This is a genomic window from Paucisalibacillus algeriensis (genome assembly GCF_000577245.1).
Taxonomy (GTDB): Bacteria; Bacillota; Bacilli; order Bacillales; family Amphibacillaceae; genus Ornithinibacillus.
The window spans coordinates 308,727-328,888 of the sequence record NZ_CBYO010000014.1 but is presented as its reverse complement, the minus strand read 5'-3'; the positions used below and the strand labels follow the sequence as shown (position 1 = coordinate 328,888).

The 20,162-nt window shown below is 35.4% G+C and carries 24 protein-coding genes and 1 other annotated feature; of the genes, 22 read left to right on the top strand and 2 right to left on the bottom strand.

From position 1 onward, the window contains the following. The first annotated feature begins 7 nt into the window (after positions 1-7). The 20 genes from mreC (at position 8) to yajC (ending at position 15,181) form a co-directional block, all read left to right on the top strand. Positions 8-874, top strand: a complete 867-nt coding sequence (mreC, locus tag TY11_RS11270; protein ID WP_042146164.1) for a rod shape-determining protein MreC — start codon at positions 8-10, stop codon at positions 872-874. Then, positions 871-1,395 carry a rod shape-determining protein MreD gene (gene mreD, locus TY11_RS11265; RefSeq protein ID WP_042146163.1) on the top strand — a complete coding sequence of 175 codons (525 nt, stop codon included), beginning with the start codon at positions 871-873 and terminating at the stop codon, positions 1,393-1,395. The genes mreC and mreD overlap by 4 nt, the downstream gene beginning before the upstream one ends. A gap of 61 nt (positions 1,396-1,456) precedes the next feature. Next, on the top strand, positions 1,457-2,149 hold the full coding sequence (gene minC / locus TY11_RS11260; RefSeq protein ID WP_042146160.1) for a septum site-determining protein MinC: 693 nt from the start codon (positions 1,457-1,459) through the stop codon (positions 2,147-2,149). Next, positions 2,142-2,939: a septum site-determining protein MinD gene (gene minD, locus TY11_RS11255; protein ID WP_042146158.1), complete on the top strand. Its 798-nt coding sequence runs from the start codon at positions 2,142-2,144 to the stop codon at positions 2,937-2,939. Before minC ends, minD begins: the two co-directional genes overlap by 8 nt. Positions 2,940-3,171: 232 nt before the next feature. Then, on the top strand, positions 3,172-3,945 hold the full coding sequence (locus TY11_RS11250) for a M23 family metallopeptidase (RefSeq protein ID WP_042146155.1): 774 nt from the start codon (positions 3,172-3,174) through the stop codon (positions 3,943-3,945). Next, entirely contained in the window at positions 3,932-4,798 is an 867-nt protein-coding gene (locus tag TY11_RS11245; protein ID WP_052345806.1) for a site-2 protease family protein, read from the top strand. Before TY11_RS11250 ends, TY11_RS11245 begins: the two co-directional genes overlap by 14 nt. Positions 4,799-4,858: 60 nt before the next feature. Then, positions 4,859-4,932: a sequence feature (ribosomal protein L21 leader region), on the top strand. Positions 4,933-4,945: 13 nt separating this feature from the next. Continuing rightward, the gene (gene rplU, locus TY11_RS11240) at positions 4,946-5,254 is read left to right on the top strand and encodes a 50S ribosomal protein L21 (protein ID WP_042146153.1); all 309 of its coding nucleotides are present in this window, start codon (positions 4,946-4,948) and stop codon (positions 5,252-5,254) included. 10 nt (positions 5,255-5,264) lie between these two features. Next, a complete protein-coding gene (locus tag TY11_RS11235; RefSeq protein WP_042146151.1) occupies positions 5,265-5,594 on the top strand; it encodes a ribosomal-processing cysteine protease Prp in 330 nt (109 codons plus the stop codon). A gap of 11 nt (positions 5,595-5,605) precedes the next feature. Beyond that, the gene (gene rpmA, locus TY11_RS11230) at positions 5,606-5,896 is read left to right on the top strand and encodes a 50S ribosomal protein L27 (RefSeq protein WP_042146149.1); all 291 of its coding nucleotides are present in this window, start codon (positions 5,606-5,608) and stop codon (positions 5,894-5,896) included. Positions 5,897-6,209: 313 nt separating this feature from the next. Continuing rightward, entirely contained in the window at positions 6,210-6,737 is a 528-nt protein-coding gene (locus TY11_RS11225) for a Spo0B domain-containing protein (RefSeq protein WP_042146147.1), read from the top strand. 13 nt (positions 6,738-6,750) lie between these two features. After that, on the top strand, positions 6,751-8,031 hold the full coding sequence (gene obgE / locus TY11_RS11220) for a GTPase ObgE (protein WP_042146145.1): 1,281 nt from the start codon (positions 6,751-6,753) through the stop codon (positions 8,029-8,031). A gap of 174 nt (positions 8,032-8,205) precedes the next feature. Continuing rightward, entirely contained in the window at positions 8,206-9,078 is an 873-nt protein-coding gene (gene safA / locus TY11_RS21040; RefSeq protein ID WP_052345805.1) for a SafA/ExsA family spore coat assembly protein, read from the top strand. Next, positions 9,075-10,028 carry a phosphotransferase gene (locus TY11_RS11210; RefSeq protein WP_042146144.1) on the top strand — a complete coding sequence of 318 codons (954 nt, stop codon included), beginning with the start codon at positions 9,075-9,077 and terminating at the stop codon, positions 10,026-10,028. Before safA ends, TY11_RS11210 begins: the two co-directional genes overlap by 4 nt. Positions 10,029-10,157: 129 nt before the next feature. Then, on the top strand, positions 10,158-10,712 hold the full coding sequence (locus TY11_RS11205; protein ID WP_042146142.1) for a YhcN/YlaJ family sporulation lipoprotein: 555 nt from the start codon (positions 10,158-10,160) through the stop codon (positions 10,710-10,712). 113 nt (positions 10,713-10,825) lie between these two features. Further along, a complete protein-coding gene (ruvA, locus tag TY11_RS11200) occupies positions 10,826-11,437 on the top strand; it encodes a Holliday junction branch migration protein RuvA (RefSeq protein ID WP_042146140.1) in 612 nt (203 codons plus the stop codon). Between the two features lie 15 nt (positions 11,438-11,452). Beyond that, positions 11,453-12,457 carry a Holliday junction branch migration DNA helicase RuvB gene (gene ruvB, locus TY11_RS11195; protein WP_042146137.1) on the top strand — a complete coding sequence of 335 codons (1,005 nt, stop codon included), beginning with the start codon at positions 11,453-11,455 and terminating at the stop codon, positions 12,455-12,457. Positions 12,458-12,468: 11 nt separating this feature from the next. Continuing rightward, complete coding sequence (locus TY11_RS11190) at positions 12,469-12,651, top strand: DUF2905 domain-containing protein (RefSeq protein WP_042146523.1); 183 nt, start codon at positions 12,469-12,471, stop codon at positions 12,649-12,651. A gap of 23 nt (positions 12,652-12,674) precedes the next feature. Continuing rightward, entirely contained in the window at positions 12,675-13,703 is a 1,029-nt protein-coding gene (queA, locus tag TY11_RS11185) for a tRNA preQ1(34) S-adenosylmethionine ribosyltransferase-isomerase QueA (RefSeq protein ID WP_042146135.1), read from the top strand. Between the two features lie 15 nt (positions 13,704-13,718). After that, positions 13,719-14,861, top strand: coding sequence for a tRNA guanosine(34) transglycosylase Tgt (gene tgt / locus TY11_RS11180; RefSeq protein ID WP_042146133.1), 1,143 nt, complete (start codon positions 13,719-13,721; stop codon positions 14,859-14,861). 59 nt (positions 14,862-14,920) lie between these two features. Beyond that, positions 14,921-15,181 (top strand): preprotein translocase subunit YajC, encoded by a 261-nt coding sequence (yajC, locus tag TY11_RS11175; RefSeq protein WP_042146131.1) that lies wholly within the window; start codon positions 14,921-14,923, stop codon positions 15,179-15,181. Between the two features lie 107 nt (positions 15,182-15,288). On the opposite strand, the gene TY11_RS11170 is transcribed toward yajC, so the two are convergent. Together TY11_RS11170 and spoVB are read right to left on the bottom strand one after the other, a co-directional pair. Next, complete coding sequence (locus TY11_RS11170; protein WP_052345804.1) at positions 15,289-15,666, bottom strand: TIGR04086 family membrane protein; 378 nt, start codon at positions 15,664-15,666, stop codon at positions 15,289-15,291. A gap of 127 nt (positions 15,667-15,793) precedes the next feature. Then, on the bottom strand, positions 15,794-17,347 hold the full coding sequence (spoVB, locus tag TY11_RS11165) for a stage V sporulation protein B (protein ID WP_042146128.1): 1,554 nt from the start codon (positions 17,345-17,347) through the stop codon (positions 15,794-15,796). A 121-nt stretch (positions 17,348-17,468) separates the two neighbouring features. On the opposite strand from spoVB, the gene TY11_RS11160 reads away from it, so the two are divergent. Together TY11_RS11160 and secDF are read left to right on the top strand one after the other, a co-directional pair. After that, complete coding sequence (locus TY11_RS11160) at positions 17,469-17,756, top strand: post-transcriptional regulator (RefSeq protein ID WP_042146126.1); 288 nt, start codon at positions 17,469-17,471, stop codon at positions 17,754-17,756. A 62-nt stretch (positions 17,757-17,818) separates the two neighbouring features. Beyond that, complete coding sequence (gene secDF, locus TY11_RS11155; protein ID WP_042146124.1) at positions 17,819-20,107, top strand: protein translocase subunit SecDF; 2,289 nt, start codon at positions 17,819-17,821, stop codon at positions 20,105-20,107. Positions 20,108-20,162: the final 55 nt, after the last annotated feature.

The following is a 20,162-nucleotide window of genomic DNA, read 5'->3' as shown; positions in this document are numbered from 1 at the left end:
GTTTTTTATGTTTCGCAAAAAGAGATTATTTACAATATTAATTGGAATTATTATTTTAGTCGTCTTAATAGGGTATTCATTAAGGGATAGGACTAATTTAACTACTGGAGAACAATTTGTTAGTGACATTATAGGCATGATACAAAATGTGATTTCAACGCCCGTTAAATATGTAACGAATATTTTTGAAAATATTGATGATATTCGTAATACATATGATGAAAATCAACTATTGAGAGAAAAACTAGCACAGTACAAAGGATTAATTTATGAGGTTCAAGAGCTTAAGGAAGAAAATACGGAGCTTAGAGATATAGTAGATAAGGCAGACTCCATTCGTGCCTATAATCCAATACATGCAACTGTTACAGCTAGGTCTCCTGAACGCTGGATTGATCAAGTAACAATTAATAAAGGGTCACTTGCAGGAGTTAAAGAGAATATGGCAGTTATTACTGCAGAAGGTATGGTTGGAAAAATCCAAAGTGTTTCTAAGTTAACCTCAACGGTTCAGCTTTTGACTGGTTTCGACGAATTCAATCGTATTTCGGCTACGATTTCTCGTAAAGAAGGAAATGATATTTTTGGTTTAATTGAAGAATATGACGAAAAGACAAATTCGTTATTTCTTAGAATTATCGAAGAATCAGACAAAGATTTGGAAAAAGGAGAACTTGTTGTTTCTTCTGGAATGGGTGGCGTTTTTCCAGCCGGATTACTAATTGGAACAGTTAAGGAAGTTATTCCTGACCAATATGGATTAACTAGAACGGCATTAGTAGAGCCAGCAGCCAATATGTATGACATCAATAATGTTATCGTTGTAGATCGTGTATTAGAAGGAGAAGGAGAAGAAAAGGGGGAGGAGGAATGAGACATATATTCCTACCCCTTATTCTGCTACTTTTAGTTGTATTAGAAGGGGTTGCATTGGATATTTTGCCGAGTAGTCTCATTGATGGAGACATTCTGATAACCCCACATTGGGTACTAATGTTTTTAGTATTAATTGCAGTCTTTTATGACCGAAATAATTCATATCATTCTATTATCTATGCACTGTTCTTTGGTTTACTAATTGATATCGCCTATACTGGGATATTAGGTGTTTACATGTTTACCTATGCAGTGGTAATTTACGTTATTCGTGAACTTAGAAATATATTGCATAGTAATATTTATTCAACCTTATTGTTTGGTATAATAAGTTTAACGATTGCTGAATTAATTATTAATCTAATTTATTATGTTGTAGGCATAATGGATTCGGTTTGGATGGATTATTTGATGGAGCGCTTATTACCATCAATTTTAGCTAATTCTATTTTCTTGTTGATATTATATCCATTGTTTGCAAAACGACTTGATAAATGGAAAAATAGTAAGATAAAGTAGAGTATACAAATATTTTTTAACCCTACACGCTAAATATGAAGCAGGTACCAGAGGTGAAAGTATGCAGGATACGAAAACAAAACAATATGTAACAATTAAAGGCACTCGAGATGGTCTTACACTCTTCATCGATGATCGCTGTTCCTTTGAGGATGTGTGTAGGGAGCTAATAGATAAATTAGCAGTTAACCGGCCTCAAAAAGACGAACAAGAAGTACCAGTTACCATTAAGTTAGGTAATCGTTATCTTTATGATGATCAAAAGGAAGAATTAAAAAAAATAATTACAAATGAAAGTCAATTTACCGTACAAAGTTTAGAGTCTAATGTAATATTAAGAAGTGACGCTCTCGAAATGTTAGAAGACACGGAAATAAAAATAGAGAATCGGATCGTTCGTTCTGGACAAGTTCTAGAAGTTAAAGGGGATTTACTATTAATAGGTGATGTCAATCCAGGTGGAAAAGTTATTTCAACTGGTAACATATATATCATGGGAAGCTTGCATGGAATTGCCCATGCAGGTGCTAAAGGTGATAAAAACGCAATCATAGTTGCTTCCTATATGAATCCGAGTCAACTCCGGATAGCGGATTTTATTAGTCGTGCTCCAGATTATGAATCAGATGGTGTATATATGGAATGTGGTCTCGTCGATGTTGAAAAAGATAAAATAATAATTGATAGATTACAAGTTTTAGCTCATAAACGTAAAAGTTTACGGGCATTCGAAAGGAGAATAATCAATGGGTGAGGCAATCGTAATAACATCTGGTAAGGGTGGGGTAGGAAAAACTACTACTACTGCCAATATAGGAACTGCTCTAGCATTAATGGATAAAAAAGTTTGTTTAATTGATACGGATATTGGATTGCGAAACCTAGATGTCATTATGGGCTTAGAAAACCGAATTATTTATGATATTGTAGATGTCATAAATGGTAGGTGCAAATTAAAACAAGCCCTAATTAAGGATAAGCGTTTTGATTATCTATCATTGCTACCAGCTGCTCAGACTAGTGATAAATCAGCTGTGACAACTGATGGTATGCGTGAAATTATTAAAGAGTTAAAAACAGAATATGACTATATTATCATTGACTGCCCAGCCGGCATTGAACAAGGGTTTCAAAATGCCATTGCTGGAGCAGATAGAGCAATCGTTGTAACAACACCTGAGAAATCTAGCGTACGTGATGCGGATCGAATTATTGGATTACTAGAAAAAGAGGAAATAGAAGCACCAACACTTATCATTAATCGAATTCGTAAGCACATGATGAAAAATGGTGACATGTTAGATATTGATGAAATCGTACAAGTGTTATCTATTGATCTAATTGGTATCGTGCTAGACGATGATGAAGTAATCAAAGCATCTAACCACGGTGAACCAGTAGCATTTCAACCGAACACCAAAGCATCAATAGCGTATAGAAACATCGCTAGACGAATTCTTGGTGAATCCGTACCTTTACAATCATTAGAAGATGAAACAGGAATGTTTAAAAAGGTTAAAAAGTTCTTTGGTATTAGAAGTTAATATGCTTTACCCGTTATAAATATAGGCTATTCGATCAAGAGTTCTAAATTCAACATGGATTTTAGAGCTCTTTTTTGATTTCTGCAATATTTTGGGAGAAACATATGAAATCTATTTCGAGAAACCAAATTAATCTCGGGTTTGTTTTAATTGTCTTATCTGGATTGTACAATCATATCTTGTCCAACACCTTCATACAATTGTATAAACAAGGAATGAGGGAATGAGGAGAATGAAAAAAGATATAAAACACATTCGGAAATCAATAAACGATCGAAAAAAACTTCGAGGCATACCATCGAAAACAGACAGAGGTAAAGTGAGCACAATTATGCCTTCTCTACCGCAAGAAGAAGAAAAACATGGATTCTATCCAAATTTTATCGACCCTTCAGCCTCCAACCAGTCAAGGAGTAATGCAATTACAGGGGTTATATTAAAAGGTATTTTTTCTGTCATGCTATTTTTCTCCATCGCTATCATTTGGCAAAACGATGCAGAAATCTTTGAAAAACCAAGACAATGGACAAGTAATGTATTAACAGAGGAATTTCCGTTTGCTAGTGTTTATCAGTGGTATAAAGACTCATTTGGTACACCCCTATCATTTATACCTGGAAATGATTCCAAGGTAGTAGAAGAGGCTGCTCTTGCTTTACCGGTATCGGGAAGTGTAATTGAAACATTCCAAGCTAATGGTAAAGGTATTATGATTGCTCCTAATGAAACAACCTCAGTATCTGCTCTTAGAGAAGGTGTAGTAATCTTTTCAGGGAAAAAGTCAGACACGAATAAAACAGTTGTAGTTCAACATGCAGACGAATCTACTACTACTTATGGTTTTATGAGTTCAATTGATGTTCATTTGTACCAAATTGTCGATGCAAACCAACGAATAGGTGAATTCACCCCAACTGAAGCGAGCGAAATGGTCTATTTTGCTATTGAAAAAAATAATGAATATGTCGACCCTGTCCAGGTGGTTGAAGTTGATGACAATCCGTAAAATTATACCACCTATACATATTCATCCAATACTATTTGTGTTTATCATTATATCTTTCTTGACCGGTACATTTGTTGAAATGATGATTATCCTAGGTATCGTTTTATGGCATGAGCTTGGACATTATCTAGCAGCAGCACATTTTAAATGGCGAATTAATAAAGTGATGCTATGGATATTTGGTGGGGTTATGGACACAGATGAGCATGGAAATAGGCCTGTTATCGAAGAATTTATTGTAACTATAGCAGGTCCTTTTCAACATGTAATCATTTATGTTTTTATGCTTATTGCATCTTCTTTATCACTATTACCGTCTTCTATAATTAGTACAATTCTGATCTATAACACGACTATTCTAGTCTTTAACTTGTTGCCTATATGGCCTCTTGATGGAGGAAAGCTATTGTTCTTTCTATTATCTAAAAGATTATCTTTTCAAAAGGCGTATCATATGATCATTATCATATCAATCTTGTTATGTTTCATTATTATTATGGTACAACTACTATTTCTTCCATTTACATTGAGTTCATTTCTAATTATGGTTTTCCTATTAATAGAAAATCGATCGGATTGGAAAAATAGACATTTTGTGTTTATTCGATTTCTCTTAAATCGTTATAAAGGTAATAACTGGATAAAAACGGTAAAGCCTATTATAGTGCCTTCCCATTCATCACTTATGGAGGTGTTTTCACAGTTTAAAAGGGATGTGAAGCATTCTATTTATATCCAACTACCTAATGATAAGCGACTAGCAATAGATGAAACGGATTGTTTAAAAACTTACTTTTATGATAAAAGCTATCATAAAACAATTGGTGAGGTTGCAACAATAACTACAATGTAGAAATAAGCTTGACAAAAGAATAGTTCACGTGATAACATTTGTATGTTATTCATCGTAGCACCCGTGCTACAACCGCACAGAACAGGTTTTTAAAACTTACATAAGTTACCTGTATGGCGAGTCTGAGTTTAACAAGGAGGTGCAGTTATGTACGCAATTATCGAAACTGGTGGTAAACAAGTTAAAGTTGAAGAAGGCCAAGTAGTTTACGTTGAAAAAGTTACAGCTGATGTAGATGAAACTGTTACGTTTGACAAAGTACTTTTCGTAGGTGGGGAAGACGTTAAAGTTGGTTCTCCTTACGTTGAAGGTGCTACTGTTACGGCTAAAGTTGAAAAACACGGTCGTCAAAAGAAAGTCACTGTATTCAAATTCAAAGCTAAGAAAAACTACCATAAGAAACAAGGTCATCGTCAACCTTATACAAAATTAGTAATCGAAAAAATTAACCAATAAGGGTTCTGCCATGATAAAGGTAACTTTATACCGAGATAATAATCAAATAACTTCTTTTGAATTATCTGGACATGCAGAAAGCGGACCTTACGGATATGATTTGGTTTGTGCTGGAGTATCTGCAGTTTCAATTGGGGCAGTTAATGCCGTATTGGAACTTACAGATATCGATCTAGCAATCGAACAAGGTAGTGAAGGTGGCTATCTTCGTGTAACGATTCCCAACTCTGTTGATACAGAAATAAGGGAAAAGGTACAACTCCTGTTCGAAGGAATGATTGTTTCACTTCAAACAATTGAACGTGATTATAGTCAATTTATTAAGATACAAAGTAAATAGGAGGTGCTCTAATGCTACGTCTAGATTTACAGTTCTTCGCGTCTAAAAAAGGTGTAGGTAGTACAAAGAACGGTCGTGACTCTGAGTCCAAACGTCTTGGTGCTAAACGTGCTGATGGTCAATTCGTATCTGGTGGATCTATTCTTTACCGTCAACGCGGTACGAAAATCTATCCAGGTGAAAACGTAGGCCGTGGTGGAGATGACACTCTTTATGCAAAAATCGACGGTGTTGTAAAATTCGAACGCTATGGTCGTGACCGCAAAAAAGTTAGTGTATACCCAGTTGCTCAAGAAGCATAATATGACATATAAAACTCCAATCATTTAGTGGTTGGAGTTTTTTTGTTGAAATATGGCTAAAGTTACATGAAGAGCCCAACTTCGAGGTATAAACTTCAACTTGAATTGGAAATCATGACTCAAATGACTATAGAAGTCGTCTAAACATCATTATGAACTAAACTTCAAGATTAATTGATGAATCAAAACATTTTTTAAACTAAGAAAACGGATGCTATCACCAGAAGTACGTTTGCAGGATAGTAGTTATCAACCCAAAAATGAACTCTTCCACGTTTTCTGCTATAATTCTACATATTGGGGGAGGATAAATGTGGAAGCAAAGGACGTCATTCAGTTATTACGATTACAAAGACATGATTTGATGAATGATCTACAAATTGTTCATGGCTATTTAAGTATGGGAAAAACAGACAAAGTAAAATCAAAAGTAAACAATATTATTGATAACCTAAATCAAGAAAGAAAACTCATGAATATTAATTGCCCAAAGTTTGCTTTGTGGCTAATTCAAGTGAAATTACATCATAAACATATCCAATTTACATACGATATACATACCGAAAATAAAAATTTACTAAGTTATGATGGTACCTTAAAGGAAATTGGAACCACAATTATTGATTATATTATAGCTAGTAAATTAGATGAAATAACAGGTGATCTGCAAGTAATAAACAATAATAATTCAATCGATTTGGTCATGACAGTAACTAGTCAAACAATCGATTATAATGCATGGAAAAATCATTTGGCTGAAAAGCTAAAAAATGTGTTGATACAGTCAGAGGAATTGGAAACCAAAGTAAGATTTATCTTCTCAATTCCCTCTGCTGATTAGATGAGGTGAGAATATGTTTGTCGATCAAGTCAGTGTCTACGTGAAAGCTGGAGATGGAGGTAATGGTCTCGTAGCGTATCGTAGAGAAAAATATGTTCCATTAGGTGGACCAGCAGGTGGCGATGGTGGAAATGGTGGAGATGTTGTATTTAAGGTGGATGAAGGACTAAATACATTAATGGATCTCCGTTATAACCGTCATTTCAAAGCGAAACGCGGTGAGAATGGGATGAGCAAGAACCAACATGGAAAAAACTCAACACCACTTATAGTGTCTGTCCCTCCAGGAACCACCGTTATTGATGAGGATACAGACCAAGTAATTGCCGACCTTACCATTCATGGACAAGAAGCTGTTATTGCGAAAGGTGGTAGAGGTGGTAGAGGAAATTCCCGATTTGCTACTCCTCGTAATCCTGCACCAGACTTTGCTGAAAATGGTGAACCAGGTGAAGAAAAAAATATCAAAGTAGAATTGAAACTAATTGCCGATGTGGGATTAGTTGGATTTCCGAGTGTTGGTAAATCAACCTTTTTATCTGTTGTAAGTGCTGCAAAGCCCAAAATAGCTGATTATCATTTTACTACATTAGCTCCAAATTTAGGTGTTGTTGATACAGCAGATAATCGTAGTTTTGTTTTAGCAGATTTACCTGGGCTAATTGAAGGTGCTCACGCTGGAGTTGGACTGGGCCATCAATTTTTACGACATGTAGAGCGAACTAGAGTAATCATTCATGTAATTGATATGGCTGGTACTGAAGGTCGTGATCCATTTGAAGATTATCAAAAGATTAATAAGGAATTAAGCGAATATGATGAAAAGTTAATGACTAGACCACAGATTATCGCCGCAAATAAAATGGATATGCCAGATTCAGAAGAAAATTTAAAACAATTCAAAGAGCAGATTGGTAATGACATTCCTGTCTATCCAATATCCGCTTTAACAAAAGAGGGTTTACGTGATATTCTATTCGCCGTGGCAGACCTATTGGAAACAATTCCGAAATTCGCACCTGAATTAGAGGAAACAGATGAAACGGTAGTGTATCGATATCAGAAAGAGGATAAGGGGTTTGAAATTAATCGAGATGATGATGGGGCATTTGTTATCTCGGGACCAAAGATTGAAAAATTATTTAAGATGACCGATTTCAATCGTGAAGAGGCTGTACGTCGGTTTGCTCGTCAAATGCGCTCTATGGGAGTTGATGAAGAACTCCGTAACAGGGGTGCAGAAGACGGTGATACCATTCGTATTTTACAATTTGAATTTGAGTTTGTGGATTAATATATCGTTGTCGTTCTCCAATATGGAGGGCGACTTTTTTTCTTTTGATAACAGCAGGAAATATAGCTTGAAAAATGAAGTTTCACTTTATGTTCAACATTTGGATTTATTTTGCATATCTTGATATAGAGTGATTAGCCCAGAATACAGAAGGGAAAGGAGTTCGATTTAACATTGAAGATTCATATTGTCCAAAAAGGAGATACATTATGGGAGCTGTCTAAAAAATATGGGGTGGATTTTGAAGCATTAAAAAGCGCAAATTCACAGCTGTCAAGCCCTGATATGATTATGCCGGGGATGAAGATTCGTATTCCAACAACAGCTAAAATGGTTAAAAAAGAAATGGTTAAAAAAGAGGCGCCAATTAAAGAGCAGGTACAAATGCCAATGAAAGAACTGCAAGTAGAAACACCATATAAGGATATTTCACCAAAACCAATGCCAGTTGTTAAAGAAGATGATATCAAGGCTCAGCTGAATTTAAAACCAGAAATGCCGATGCCACAAATGCCGCAGATTCCACAAATGCAGACACCCCCTATGATGCAGGCTACAACAATCGAACAAGATTTATATATGCAATTTAATTTCCAAGAAAGTGATTCTTCAGAGGAAGTGGAACATATGGAACAACCACAACAACAGCCAATGTTCCATCAACCAATGTACCAACCGGTTCAAATGATTCCGTGTTATCCTGTACATCCATGCTGTTATGGTATGCCACCAATAGGTCACCATGGATTTCCAATGCATCATCCACACGGAATTGCGCCTATGGCTCATCCGGGGATGATGATGCCAATACAAGAAGATTATAATGATTGCGGTTGTGGAGGAAATAATTATCAAGTACCACAAATGGGTGAAGTGCCTCAATTCAATTTAGGTATGAATATGTATAATTCTCAAGTTCAGGAAAATATGCCACAAATGGGTTCAAATATGACTATACCAGGAATGTCTGGATTCCAGTCAAATGGCTTTCCTTCCCCTCCAGGTTTTGGTGAGTTAAGAATGCATGAGGACGAATCCTCTGATTGAGTTACCATCTAAGTAGAGACGATCAACGATTCAATCGTCTCTCTTCTTTTTTATATTGGGAGGGGAACTTAGAGGCTAAAAAAATACACCCAATAAAACGTAATATTTATTATATTGAAACTGCTTCAGGAGAAAAATTTGTTCTAAAGGGTCATTCCAATACTTCCAATATGAGACAACAATGGGAATTTTTTGAGCGGATTCATTCAAAAAATGTTGTACCATTTGTGCGTTATCCAAATGGTAAAAAAGAAATTTCAACAGGGACAAATTATAGTTGGACCATTTCATCTTATGTTTCAGGAAGAAAGCTGAACTATGAAGCTGCAGAAGACCGAAAAAGAGCAATAAATTTATTAAAAAAGTTTCATGCTGAAGCAACACAAGTCTTTGTTAGAAATTTATTGAGGAAACAACCGTTTTATAAGAGATGGCATGCTAGGCATTATAAATTTTTGGAAACGGAACAAATTTTTGAACGGAATGGCTATTTAACTCTGTTTAACGATATTTCTTTCATGATGAAAAAGTATCTCGAAATTGTTGAGTCTTATCATTGGTATAAAGAACAATTAGATGCGGAGCGGAACGGATTATGGGTACATGGTGATGTTGCCTCTCACAATTTTATTCAGAATGGAAAAACATACATGATTGACTTTGACCTATTACACTGTACCCCTCAAATATACGATTATATTCAATTAGGTCAACGCTTTTTGCCTCATGTTAATTGGGATATCGAGCAGTTAGTTGGCTATAAAATGGTCAAAGATGAGGAACTCGAGAAGTATATAAATTCCGTTTTTGTTCCAAGTGACTTAGTCCGTGAATGGTTACATTTTCTAACACGGAAACGTCGGGTAAGTGTAGAGGATTATATGGAAACAATGGAGATGGAGTGGATTAGCCGTAAGGAATTTCTAAATAAATCCAAGTTAATTCTTTAAATAATGATTACAAAAATATTTTTAGAAATGTGAGCTAAATTCTGCTTCCACAATTTATTTGAAAAGGATAATTTAACCGGTAGTAAATAACCTCTCTTTTAGCAAACTAGCTATAAGGGAGGTTTTATGATGCGAGTAAGATATTTTATTATCCTATCTAGTTTGTTCCTACTTGCAGCATGTGGCAATGAGAGTGAGCAAGGGATGAATAACAATACAAATCAAAAAAATATTCAACCCATTAATTATGAAACGCCAAATGAGCAAGAAAGTCGTTCGGGTGACCAGGACAAATCTATTGGTGAAATCGGGGGATATAAACAAAGTGACCAAGAATATGTCAATGAAGGAGATAAGAATTTTAACGCAAAGAATGAGGACCAATACACAAGTGAAAGAACATATTTAATTTCAGAGTATTTATCAGAGAGAAAAGAAATTGTTCAATCACAAATTGCAGAAACTGATGATCGAATTATTGTTGCGGTTATGACTGGAAATCAGTACTTTCCGGATTTACCGGAAATTATTACAAGAGATGTCAAAGAAATCGTACCAGATAAAGAAGTAGTGGTCTATACGGATAAGGCATGGTGGGATCATATGCGCAATCTGAATAGTAACCCAAAAGATCTTGATCAAGATATAGAGAAGAATTTACATGATTTCTTTAACAATAATTAAGCCTTTGTCCCTCAAGGGCTTTTTTATTATTTATCCACAAAGCCCCAAACCTATGCTCCCATTCTCTATTTATGGTAGAATAGGAAAAGGATTTATAGTGGGGAGAAGATAAAATGATTTCTTATGTACGAGGTAAGTTAGTCTCTATTCATGAAGAGGCTGTTATTATAGATGTTCATGGTGTAGGATATGAAGTTATTTGTCCAAATCCATTTGTTTTTCAGAAACATCTAAATAACGAACTTCATATACATACTTATTTCCATGTTCGAGAAGATGCCCAAATATTATATGGATTTAAAAATTTAGACCAAAAGTATTTGTTTACCAGGTTATTATCAGTATCTGGTATTGGACCAAAAGGAGCCTTGGCAATTCTTTCTGGTGTAAATATACCCGAATTTGTTTCAGCTATTGAAAGGGAAGACGATAAGTTCTTAACTAGTTTTCCTGGAGTCGGTAAGAAAACTGCAAGGCAAATTATTTTAGATTTAAAAGGAAAATTAGTAGCGAACTTTAATATTACAAAAGAAGAATTAGAAACAACAGCCAAGAAATCAAGTCAATCTGTAGAATTAAAAGAAGCGATTGAGGCATTGAAAGCATTAGGTTATGTGGATAGAGAAGTTAAGGCAATCATTCCAGATCTTCAAAAGAAGATTACTGATGAAACCAATACTGATGAAATTATTCGAAAAGCTTTAAGTTTATTAATGAAAAAATAACGAGGGGGCAATATTATGGATGAGCGAATGGTTACCGGTGAATTACATGAAGAAGAATCCTATGTAGAGCTTAGTCTCCGCCCCACGACGTTAAATCAGTATATCGGTCAGGATAAGGTGAAAGAAAATCTAACTATCTTTATTCAAGCTGCAAAGATGCGAAATGAACCATTAGACCATGTATTACTTTATGGACCTCCAGGACTCGGAAAAACAACACTAGCTGCAATCATCGCTAATGAAATGGGTGTTCAATTTCGTTCCACATCTGGACCGGCAATTGATCGTGCTGGGGATCTTGCTGCTATATTAACGTCCTTAGAGGCTGGTGACGTCCTGTTTATAGATGAAGTTCATCGATTGCCAAGGGCTGTTGAAGAAGTATTATACTCGGCAATGGAGGATTTCTTTCTAGATATTGTTATTGGAACAGGCCCAAGTGCTAGGTCTGTAAGAATTGATTTACCTCCATTTACACTTGTTGGTGCTACCACCAGAGCAGGACTTTTGTCAGCTCCATTAAGGGACAGGTTTGGTGTATTGTCTAGACTGGAATACTACGAAACAAAAGACCTATGTGCAATAGTGGAGCGTACAGCAGAAATTTTTGAAACGAAAATTACCAAAGAGGCAGCTATGGAAGTAGCGCGCAGGTCAAGAGGAACACCACGCATTGCCAATAGATTACTCCGAAGAATCCGTGACATTTCCCAGGTTAAAGGCGAGGAAGAAATTAGTTTAGGAACAACAGAGGTAGCTTTAGGGATGCTACAAGTAGACGATGTGGGGCTCGATCATATAGACCATAAACTTCTTAAAGGTATTATTGAAGGATTTCAAGGTGGTCCAGTTGGATTAGATACCATAGCAGCAACCATTGGAGAAGAATCACAAACGATAGAAGATGTATATGAACCATATTTATTACAAATCGGTTTTATTCAACGTACTCCTAGGGGAAGAATAGTAACACAGAAGGCATATCAACATTTTGGTATGAAAGTGAATGATGAAACGTGAATTTAGGTAAGATGTTTATTATAATTGGAATTATGTTTCTAGTAATCGGAGTAGTATGGACTTTTATTGGTCGATTACCAGGTGATATCTCTTTTAAAAAAGGGAATTTTACCTTTTATTTTCCAATTATGACATCCATCGTAATAAGTATTGTTTTATCGATTATTTTCTTTATTCTAGGAAGATTTCGCTAATCTTACATGAAGGAGCAACACCCATGAATATTGAGGATTTTGATTTTGAATTACCGGAAAACTTGATTGCACAAACTCCGTTAAAGGATCGAAGTGCATCAAGATTAATGGTGTTAAATAAAGTAACTAGGGAATTGGAACATAAACATTTTAAGGACATAAAAGGCTATCTAAAAAAAGGTGATTGTCTAGTTTTAAATGATACGAAGGTACTTCCAGCTAGGCTCTACGGGATTAAAGAAGATACTGGAGCGAAAGTAGAAGTTCTTCTGCTGAAACAGAATGAAGGAGATACATGGGAAGTCCTAGCAAAACCTGCCAAGCGAATGAAAGTCGGTACTAAACTATCATTTGGAGATGGAAAACTGAAGGCAACATGTATAGAAACGTTAGAACATGGTGGACGAATATTGAGTTTTGAATATGAGGGCATTTTTTATGAAGTCTTAGATGATCTAGGAGAAATGCCGTTACCTCCTTATATCAAAGAACAATTACCTGAAAAAGATCGTTACCAAACAGTTTATGCAAAAGAAGAAGGTTCAGCAGCTGCTCCAACAGCAGGATTACACTTTACAGAGGAATTGCTGGAAGAGATTAAAGATATGGGTGTTACCATTGCATTTATTACACTTCATGTGGGCCTTGGAACTTTTAGACCAGTAAGTGTTGAGAATATTGATGATCATCAGATGCACACTGAATTTTATATGATGTCAAAAGAAACTGCTGAAACATTAACAAAAATACGAGAACATGGTGGTAGAATTATCTCTGTTGGTACAACCTCCACAAGAACTCTTGAAACAATTGCACGGGATCATAATGGTGAATTTGAAGAGTCTAGTGGTTGGACCGATATATTTATATTTCCAGGGTTTGAATTTAAGGCAATTGATGGTTTAATTACCAATTTTCATTTGCCAAAATCTACATTAATAATGCTGGTTAGTGCTTTTAGTGATCGAGAGTTTATTTTAAAAGCATACAATGAAGCTGTAAAGGAAAAATATCGTTTCTTTAGTTTTGGAGATGCGATGTTCATTATTTAGTAAAGGAAAGATAGAATGAATTCACCTATACGTTATGAATTAATTAAAACTGACAAACAAACTGGCGCAAGACTAGGAAGAGTACATACACCTCATGGGTCTTTTGAAACACCCATGTTTATGCCTGTAGGTACTCTTGCTACTGTAAAGACAATGAGTCCAGAGGATTTAGAAACAATGGGAGCAAAGATAATTTTATCCAATACCTATCATTTATGGCTACGACCAGGAGAGGATATAATTAAAGAAGCAGGTGGTCTTCATAAATTTATGAACTGGGATGGTGCAATATTAACTGATTCCGGTGGGTTTCAAGTATTTAGTCTAAGTGATATGCGTGAAATTAAGGAAGAAGGAGTACATTTTCGAAATCATCTAAATGGGGATAAATTATTTCTTTCTCCAGAAAAAGCGATGCAAATTCAAAATGCACTTGGCTCTGATATTATGATGGCATTTGATGAATGCCCACCATATCCCGCTACACATGAATATATGAAAGCATCTGTGGAAAGAACTTCTAGATGGGCAGAGAGATGTTTAAATGCGCATGAAAGAAAAGATGTACAGGGGTTATTTGGAATCATTCAAGGTGGAGAATTTGAAGACTTGCGTAGATTAAGTGCTCAGGACTTAGTTTCTCTAGATTTCCCGGGATATGCGGTAGGGGGACTTTCTGTTGGTGAACCAAAGGATGTCATGAATCGGGTACTAGAATTTACAACACCTTTAATGCCGAGTAATAAGCCAAGGTATTTAATGGGCGTGGGATCTCCAGATGCCTTGATAGACGGGGCTATCAGAGGAATAGATATGTTTGATTGTGTATTACCAACGAGAATTGCTCGTAATGGAACTTGTATGACATCGAATGGTAGACTTGTAGTTCGAAATGCAAAATATGCTCGTGATTTTGGCCCAATTGATGAAAATTGTGATTGTCATGTTTGTCGAAATTATTCTCTTGCTTACATTCGCCACCTAATAAAATGCAATGAAACTTTTGGATTTAGACTTACTACTTATCATAATCTATATTTTCTGCTAAAATTAATGGAGCAAGTACGAAACGCAATTCGCGAAGATCGACTTGGTGACTTTAAAGAAGAATTCTTTGAACAGTATGGTTTGAATAAACCGGATGCGAAGAATTTTTAATGAACGTTTAGAAGACTTCCGTTTTTTAAACGAATTGTCTGGAAAGGAGGGACATATACATGGAAGGATTAGCTACTTTATTACCGTTAATAGCTATGTTTGTTATTTTCTACTTCTTGCTCATTCGTCCACAACAAAAGCGTCAAAAACAAGTTAGACAAATGCAGTCTGAACTTAAAAAAGGTGATTCTGTTGTAACGATTGGTGGATTTCACGGTGTGATTCATGCTTTAGATGAAGGAACAGTCGTGTTACAAGCAGGTGATGGTTCTAAACTTACATACGATCGTTCTGCGATTCGTGATGTTAAATCTGTATAAAGAACTAAAGAAGAGGTAATCATGTTGATTACCTCTTTTAAAATTGCTTGGTTATGATAAGATTAAACATTATTTTTGTCTTGAGATAACTGAAATCTATTTATTTTTCATTTATGATTGGAAGCAATATTTACTCCAACTGCTCCACCGAATAGAGCTGCTAGGATATAAAATAAATGATGGATAGTTTGTTGTAGGCCAAATCCTTCTTGGAAACCTAGATATTGTACTAAAAAAGTAAAAACGGTAAATCCTAGGCCTGTTAATGCTCCGATCATCCAGCCTTTTTGTCTTCCTTTTCCTCCAGCAACAGCTCCACCAATAAATAGTGATATTAAGCCTATAACAAGTGTTACCCAATTAAGTGCAGGTTCATTAAAACTTGAAAAGCGTAATAGTAAAGCTAATGCCATACTAGAAACTAAAATTAATCCAAGTACTACAATCCATCCATAAAGTAATGCGGTAAATTGTTGATTACGCATATTTATCCCCCTCGTAAATAGTCCTTTTATAGAATCATATTCTTGTCCTAGCTAAAGTAGACGAGTTTTTTCTTAAATTTATTGTGAAAAATCAATTTCCAAGTTCGCTGCCCGAACACTCTCCGCTTTAGCGAATCCATTTTTGTAAAAATGGTATCTGTTCTAGTTCATCTTTTGATATAAACTTAAGTATGAAAAGTAGGATAATGTAGATTATGGTTAAGACGATTAGTGATAAACCAAATAGAGCTATGTTTGGATCATAGGTAATATAAAAATCATATATTATCTTTCCTAAGCCCCATGTTGCCAGAATTAATGCAACCATCTTGAATATGTCTTTAAATGGAATATAGAAGTTGATTTCTTTTCGTAAAGATGCTAAATGTAATAACGTAATTAGAATGACACCAACAGACATTGCGATAGCGACACCCATGATTCCAAAGCTTTCATTAGAAGCGAGAATAAATAAGACGATAAACTTTACAACAGCTCCAATTAGACTATTCCACATTGCTGGTTTTGCAAGATCTAATGCTTGCAATGCTGCTTGTAATGGCGATTGAATATACAACAAAATATAAAATGGTGCCATAAATACAAGAATTGTACTAGCATTTGCTGTCCCATACATAAACGATAAAATTGGTACCGCAAAAATGGATAATACGACAGTAGCTATTGCTCCTGAAGCAAATGAAATACGAATAGATTGGTGAATTCTGTAGTGGATTAATTTCCTGTTTTCTGTTGCTTCTGCCTCAGAGATGTTGGGTACTAGCGCAATTGACAAGGACTGGGTGATAAAGGTAGGTAAAAATAATAATGGTAGGACAAAACCTGTTAATTCACCATATTGCCTTGTTGCAAGTGCACTTGATATTCCAGCTAGGGCTAAGCTATGTGCAACTATAATAGGTTCCAAAAAATAAGAAAATGAACTTATCATTCTACTACCAGTACTAGGAAGAGCGATAGAAAAGAGTTCCTTCATGGTTTGTTTACTGGATTTTACGTATTTGAAAAATCGATGCCTAATCCGAATCGTTTTCTTGCTTTTAAATTGATAAATCATATAAAGTAAAGAGACGAATTCTCCTAAGATAACACTAAACATTGCTCCTGCAGCTGCAAATTCCACGCCATAAGGTAGTAATAGGTTCACAAATAAGGCAACAAAGCTTATTCGAACGATTTGCTCGATTACTTGTGAATAACTTTGTGGTTTCATATTTTGCATTCCTTGGAAATAACCACGCAAAACGGAAGAAACAGCAACTATTGGGATTATTGGACTTACAGCTATTAATGGGTAGAGTGTTCGATCATCTGTTAATAAGGTTGTTGCAATAAATGGAGCTGCAAAGATCATGACTACGGTGAAGAAAATACTTGAAATTGATGTTATGATAATAGAAACAACTAATATACGTTTGACTTTAGCTCTGTCATTTCTAGCATCTGCTTCTGCAACTCGTTTCGATATGGCTACAGGTAGTCCAAGTTGTGTTAGTGTCATGACTAAAAATAAAGTAGGAAGGGCCATCATATATAAACCGATTCCTTCTTCACCCATCAGTCTAGCGACTACTAAACGGTTAATGAACCCTAAAAAGCGAGTAATCATGCCAGCTAATATTAAGATTAGTGTGCCTTGTAAAAAAGTTTGTTTAGACAACAGCGACAACCTGCCTTCTCAAAAAATAAAATTTCATATACAATGATATATATGCAAGATTAGTGGCCAAGCATGACAACTTGTCTTATGAAATAAATTCTTTCTTGAAGAGGTGAACGTCTTGGGATTAGTAAAGGCTGTTGAAGCATGGAAGCAAGAGTTAAAACCGGTATTAATAAGTAAAGCGGAAGAATTACAGTTGATGGGATATTCGAAAGCAACTCATGAGGATATTTGGAAATGCCTTGTAAATAAGGTGTGGAAAGGCAATCCTGAAAAAATGTTACACGAGGTTGTCCAAGACATATTTCACCTAAGTTCTAATATCTACATGAGTTATTTAACTATTGATGCGTATCAGGATGATGACTTGATGGCTTCTATTGCAGCTCTAACAGGGAAAAGTTAAATCCCTTTGCACATACGTTTTTACATATTAGTTTTTGATACAGTTTAAGGAGGAAAAGTTTTATGAAAAATAAAGGACGTATTACATCCTTTTTCCTAATAGTGATTGCATTAGGAGTTATCATTGGATTATTTACACCTAAGATTGCCAATAATGTTAATCTTGGTTTGGATTTACAGGGTGGATTTGAGGTTTTATATGAAGTTAAACCGATTGATAAATCTCAAGAAACAACGCGTAAACTACTGGAATCGACAGTTCAGCTATTAAATGACAGGGTAAATAAACTTGGAATCAGTGAAGCAGTAATTGATATTGAAGGTGAAGACCGAATTCGTGTACAGCTAGCAGGTGTCGAGGATCAAACTCAAGCTCGTGAAATGTTAGCTACTAGCGCTAGATTATCATTTCGTGATGTAAATGATAACGTGTTATTGGATGGAGCAGATATTAAAGAAGGTAGTGCAAAACAGGACTTTGATCCAACTACAAATGCGCCTATTGTTACACTTCAAGTAAAGGATGCCAAAAAGTTAACAGAAGTAACTACAGAATTGTCGAAAAAGCATCCTGGAAATCGAGAATCAATTACGCCACTACCAGAACGTGAAGATTTACTTGTTATTTGGATGGATTTTCAAGAAGGAGATTCATTTAAAGAAGAAGTACTAAAAACTGATCATAAATATATTTCAGCACCTGGGGTAGAAAAACCAATTCCAGGTACAGATGTAATGATTAGTGGAAACTTTACCATTGAATCTGCTCAATACCTCGCAGATATAATTAACTCTGGTTCTTTACCAGCTGACATGACAGAAATATTTTCCACCTCTGTTGGTGCACAATTTGGTGAGCAAGCATTAAATGAAACAGTAATTGCTGGAATGATTGGTATTGCTATTATTTTCTTATTCATGATAGTTGTATATCGTTTTCTAGGTGTTATTTCTGTAATTTCATTAAGTGCTTATACATTTTTAGTACTTGTTATTTTTGAAGCATTAAATGGTGTCCTTACACTACCGGGAATTGCGGCGTTAATTCTTGGTGTAGGTATGGCAGTAGATGCCAATGTTATTACCTTTGAACGGATTAAAGAAGAATTACGTGAAGGTAAATCACTTCCTGCATCATTTAAAGCGGGTACTAGTAACTCCTTTAGAGCAATTCTAGATGCAAATATTACAACTATTTTAGCTGCAGCAGTATTATTTATATTTGGTACAAGTTCTGTTAAAGGTTTTGCTACCATGTTAATCATTAGTATTCTAGTGAGCTTTCTAACAGCAGTCTTTGGAACAAAATGGTTACTGCAATTATGGATTAAAGTGAAATTTTTTAAACATAACCCGAGTTGGTTAGGAGTTAAAAAATCAGATGTCCGTGATATTCGCGACAATACAGAGGTCCCAGCTAAATTTGCAAACAGAGAATGGAATATTGTAGATAACCGTAAGAAATTTTTCATGTTTACATCTATTCTAGTAATTATTGGTGCCATTTCACTAATGTTCTTTAGATTAAATCCAGGAATTGATTTTACAAGTGGTTCAAGGGTACAAATTATGGCAGAAGAAAGCTTGAACACAGAGGAAGTTGAAGCGGGTCTTGAAGAACTAGGGTTAGAGGCTAAAGTTGTTCTATCCGGTGAAAACAATGAAATTGCAGTAATTCGCTACGAAGAGATTATAGAAGAAGATAAGATTGCTGAATTAAAATCCTATTTTAAGGATGAGTATGGTGTTGAACCTAGTGTAAGTGTTGTTTCCTCTATTGTGGGAGAAGAACTGGTTAAAAATGCTATTTATGCACTTGCCATCGCATCTGTAGGAATGATTATTTATGTAGCATTCCGCTTTGAATTTTTCTTTGCGATTACAACGATCATTGCATTACTGCATGATGTATTTATTATGTTAACGGTCTTTAGTATTTTTAGAATTGAATTTGATGTTACGATTGTTGCAGCTATTCTAACCATCATCGGTTACTCGATTAACGCGACGATTGTTACCTTTGACAGGATTCGAGAAAATATTCAAAAGCGGAAAAAGGCAGTCAAGTCGTTTTCAGAACTTGCTAGCGTCGTCAATACAAGTATTGTACAAACGATGACAAGAACAGTGAATACCACGATTACGACGTTAATTGCTGTATTAGCCTTCTTGTTCCTAGGTGCTGATCCAATTCAAGGATTTGGAATTGCCTTAGCTGTTGGTCTTATTGCTGGTACATACTCTTCTCTTTTCCTTGCTACTCAATTATGGCTTGTATGGCGTGGAAAGAATGTGAAGGATAAACCAGTTGATTTTAGAAAGAAAAAGCGTGTGGAAGGACCACAGGTCTAACATAAGATCCCCTTGGCCTACGCCAAGGGGATTATTATTATTCTGATGGTAAAAA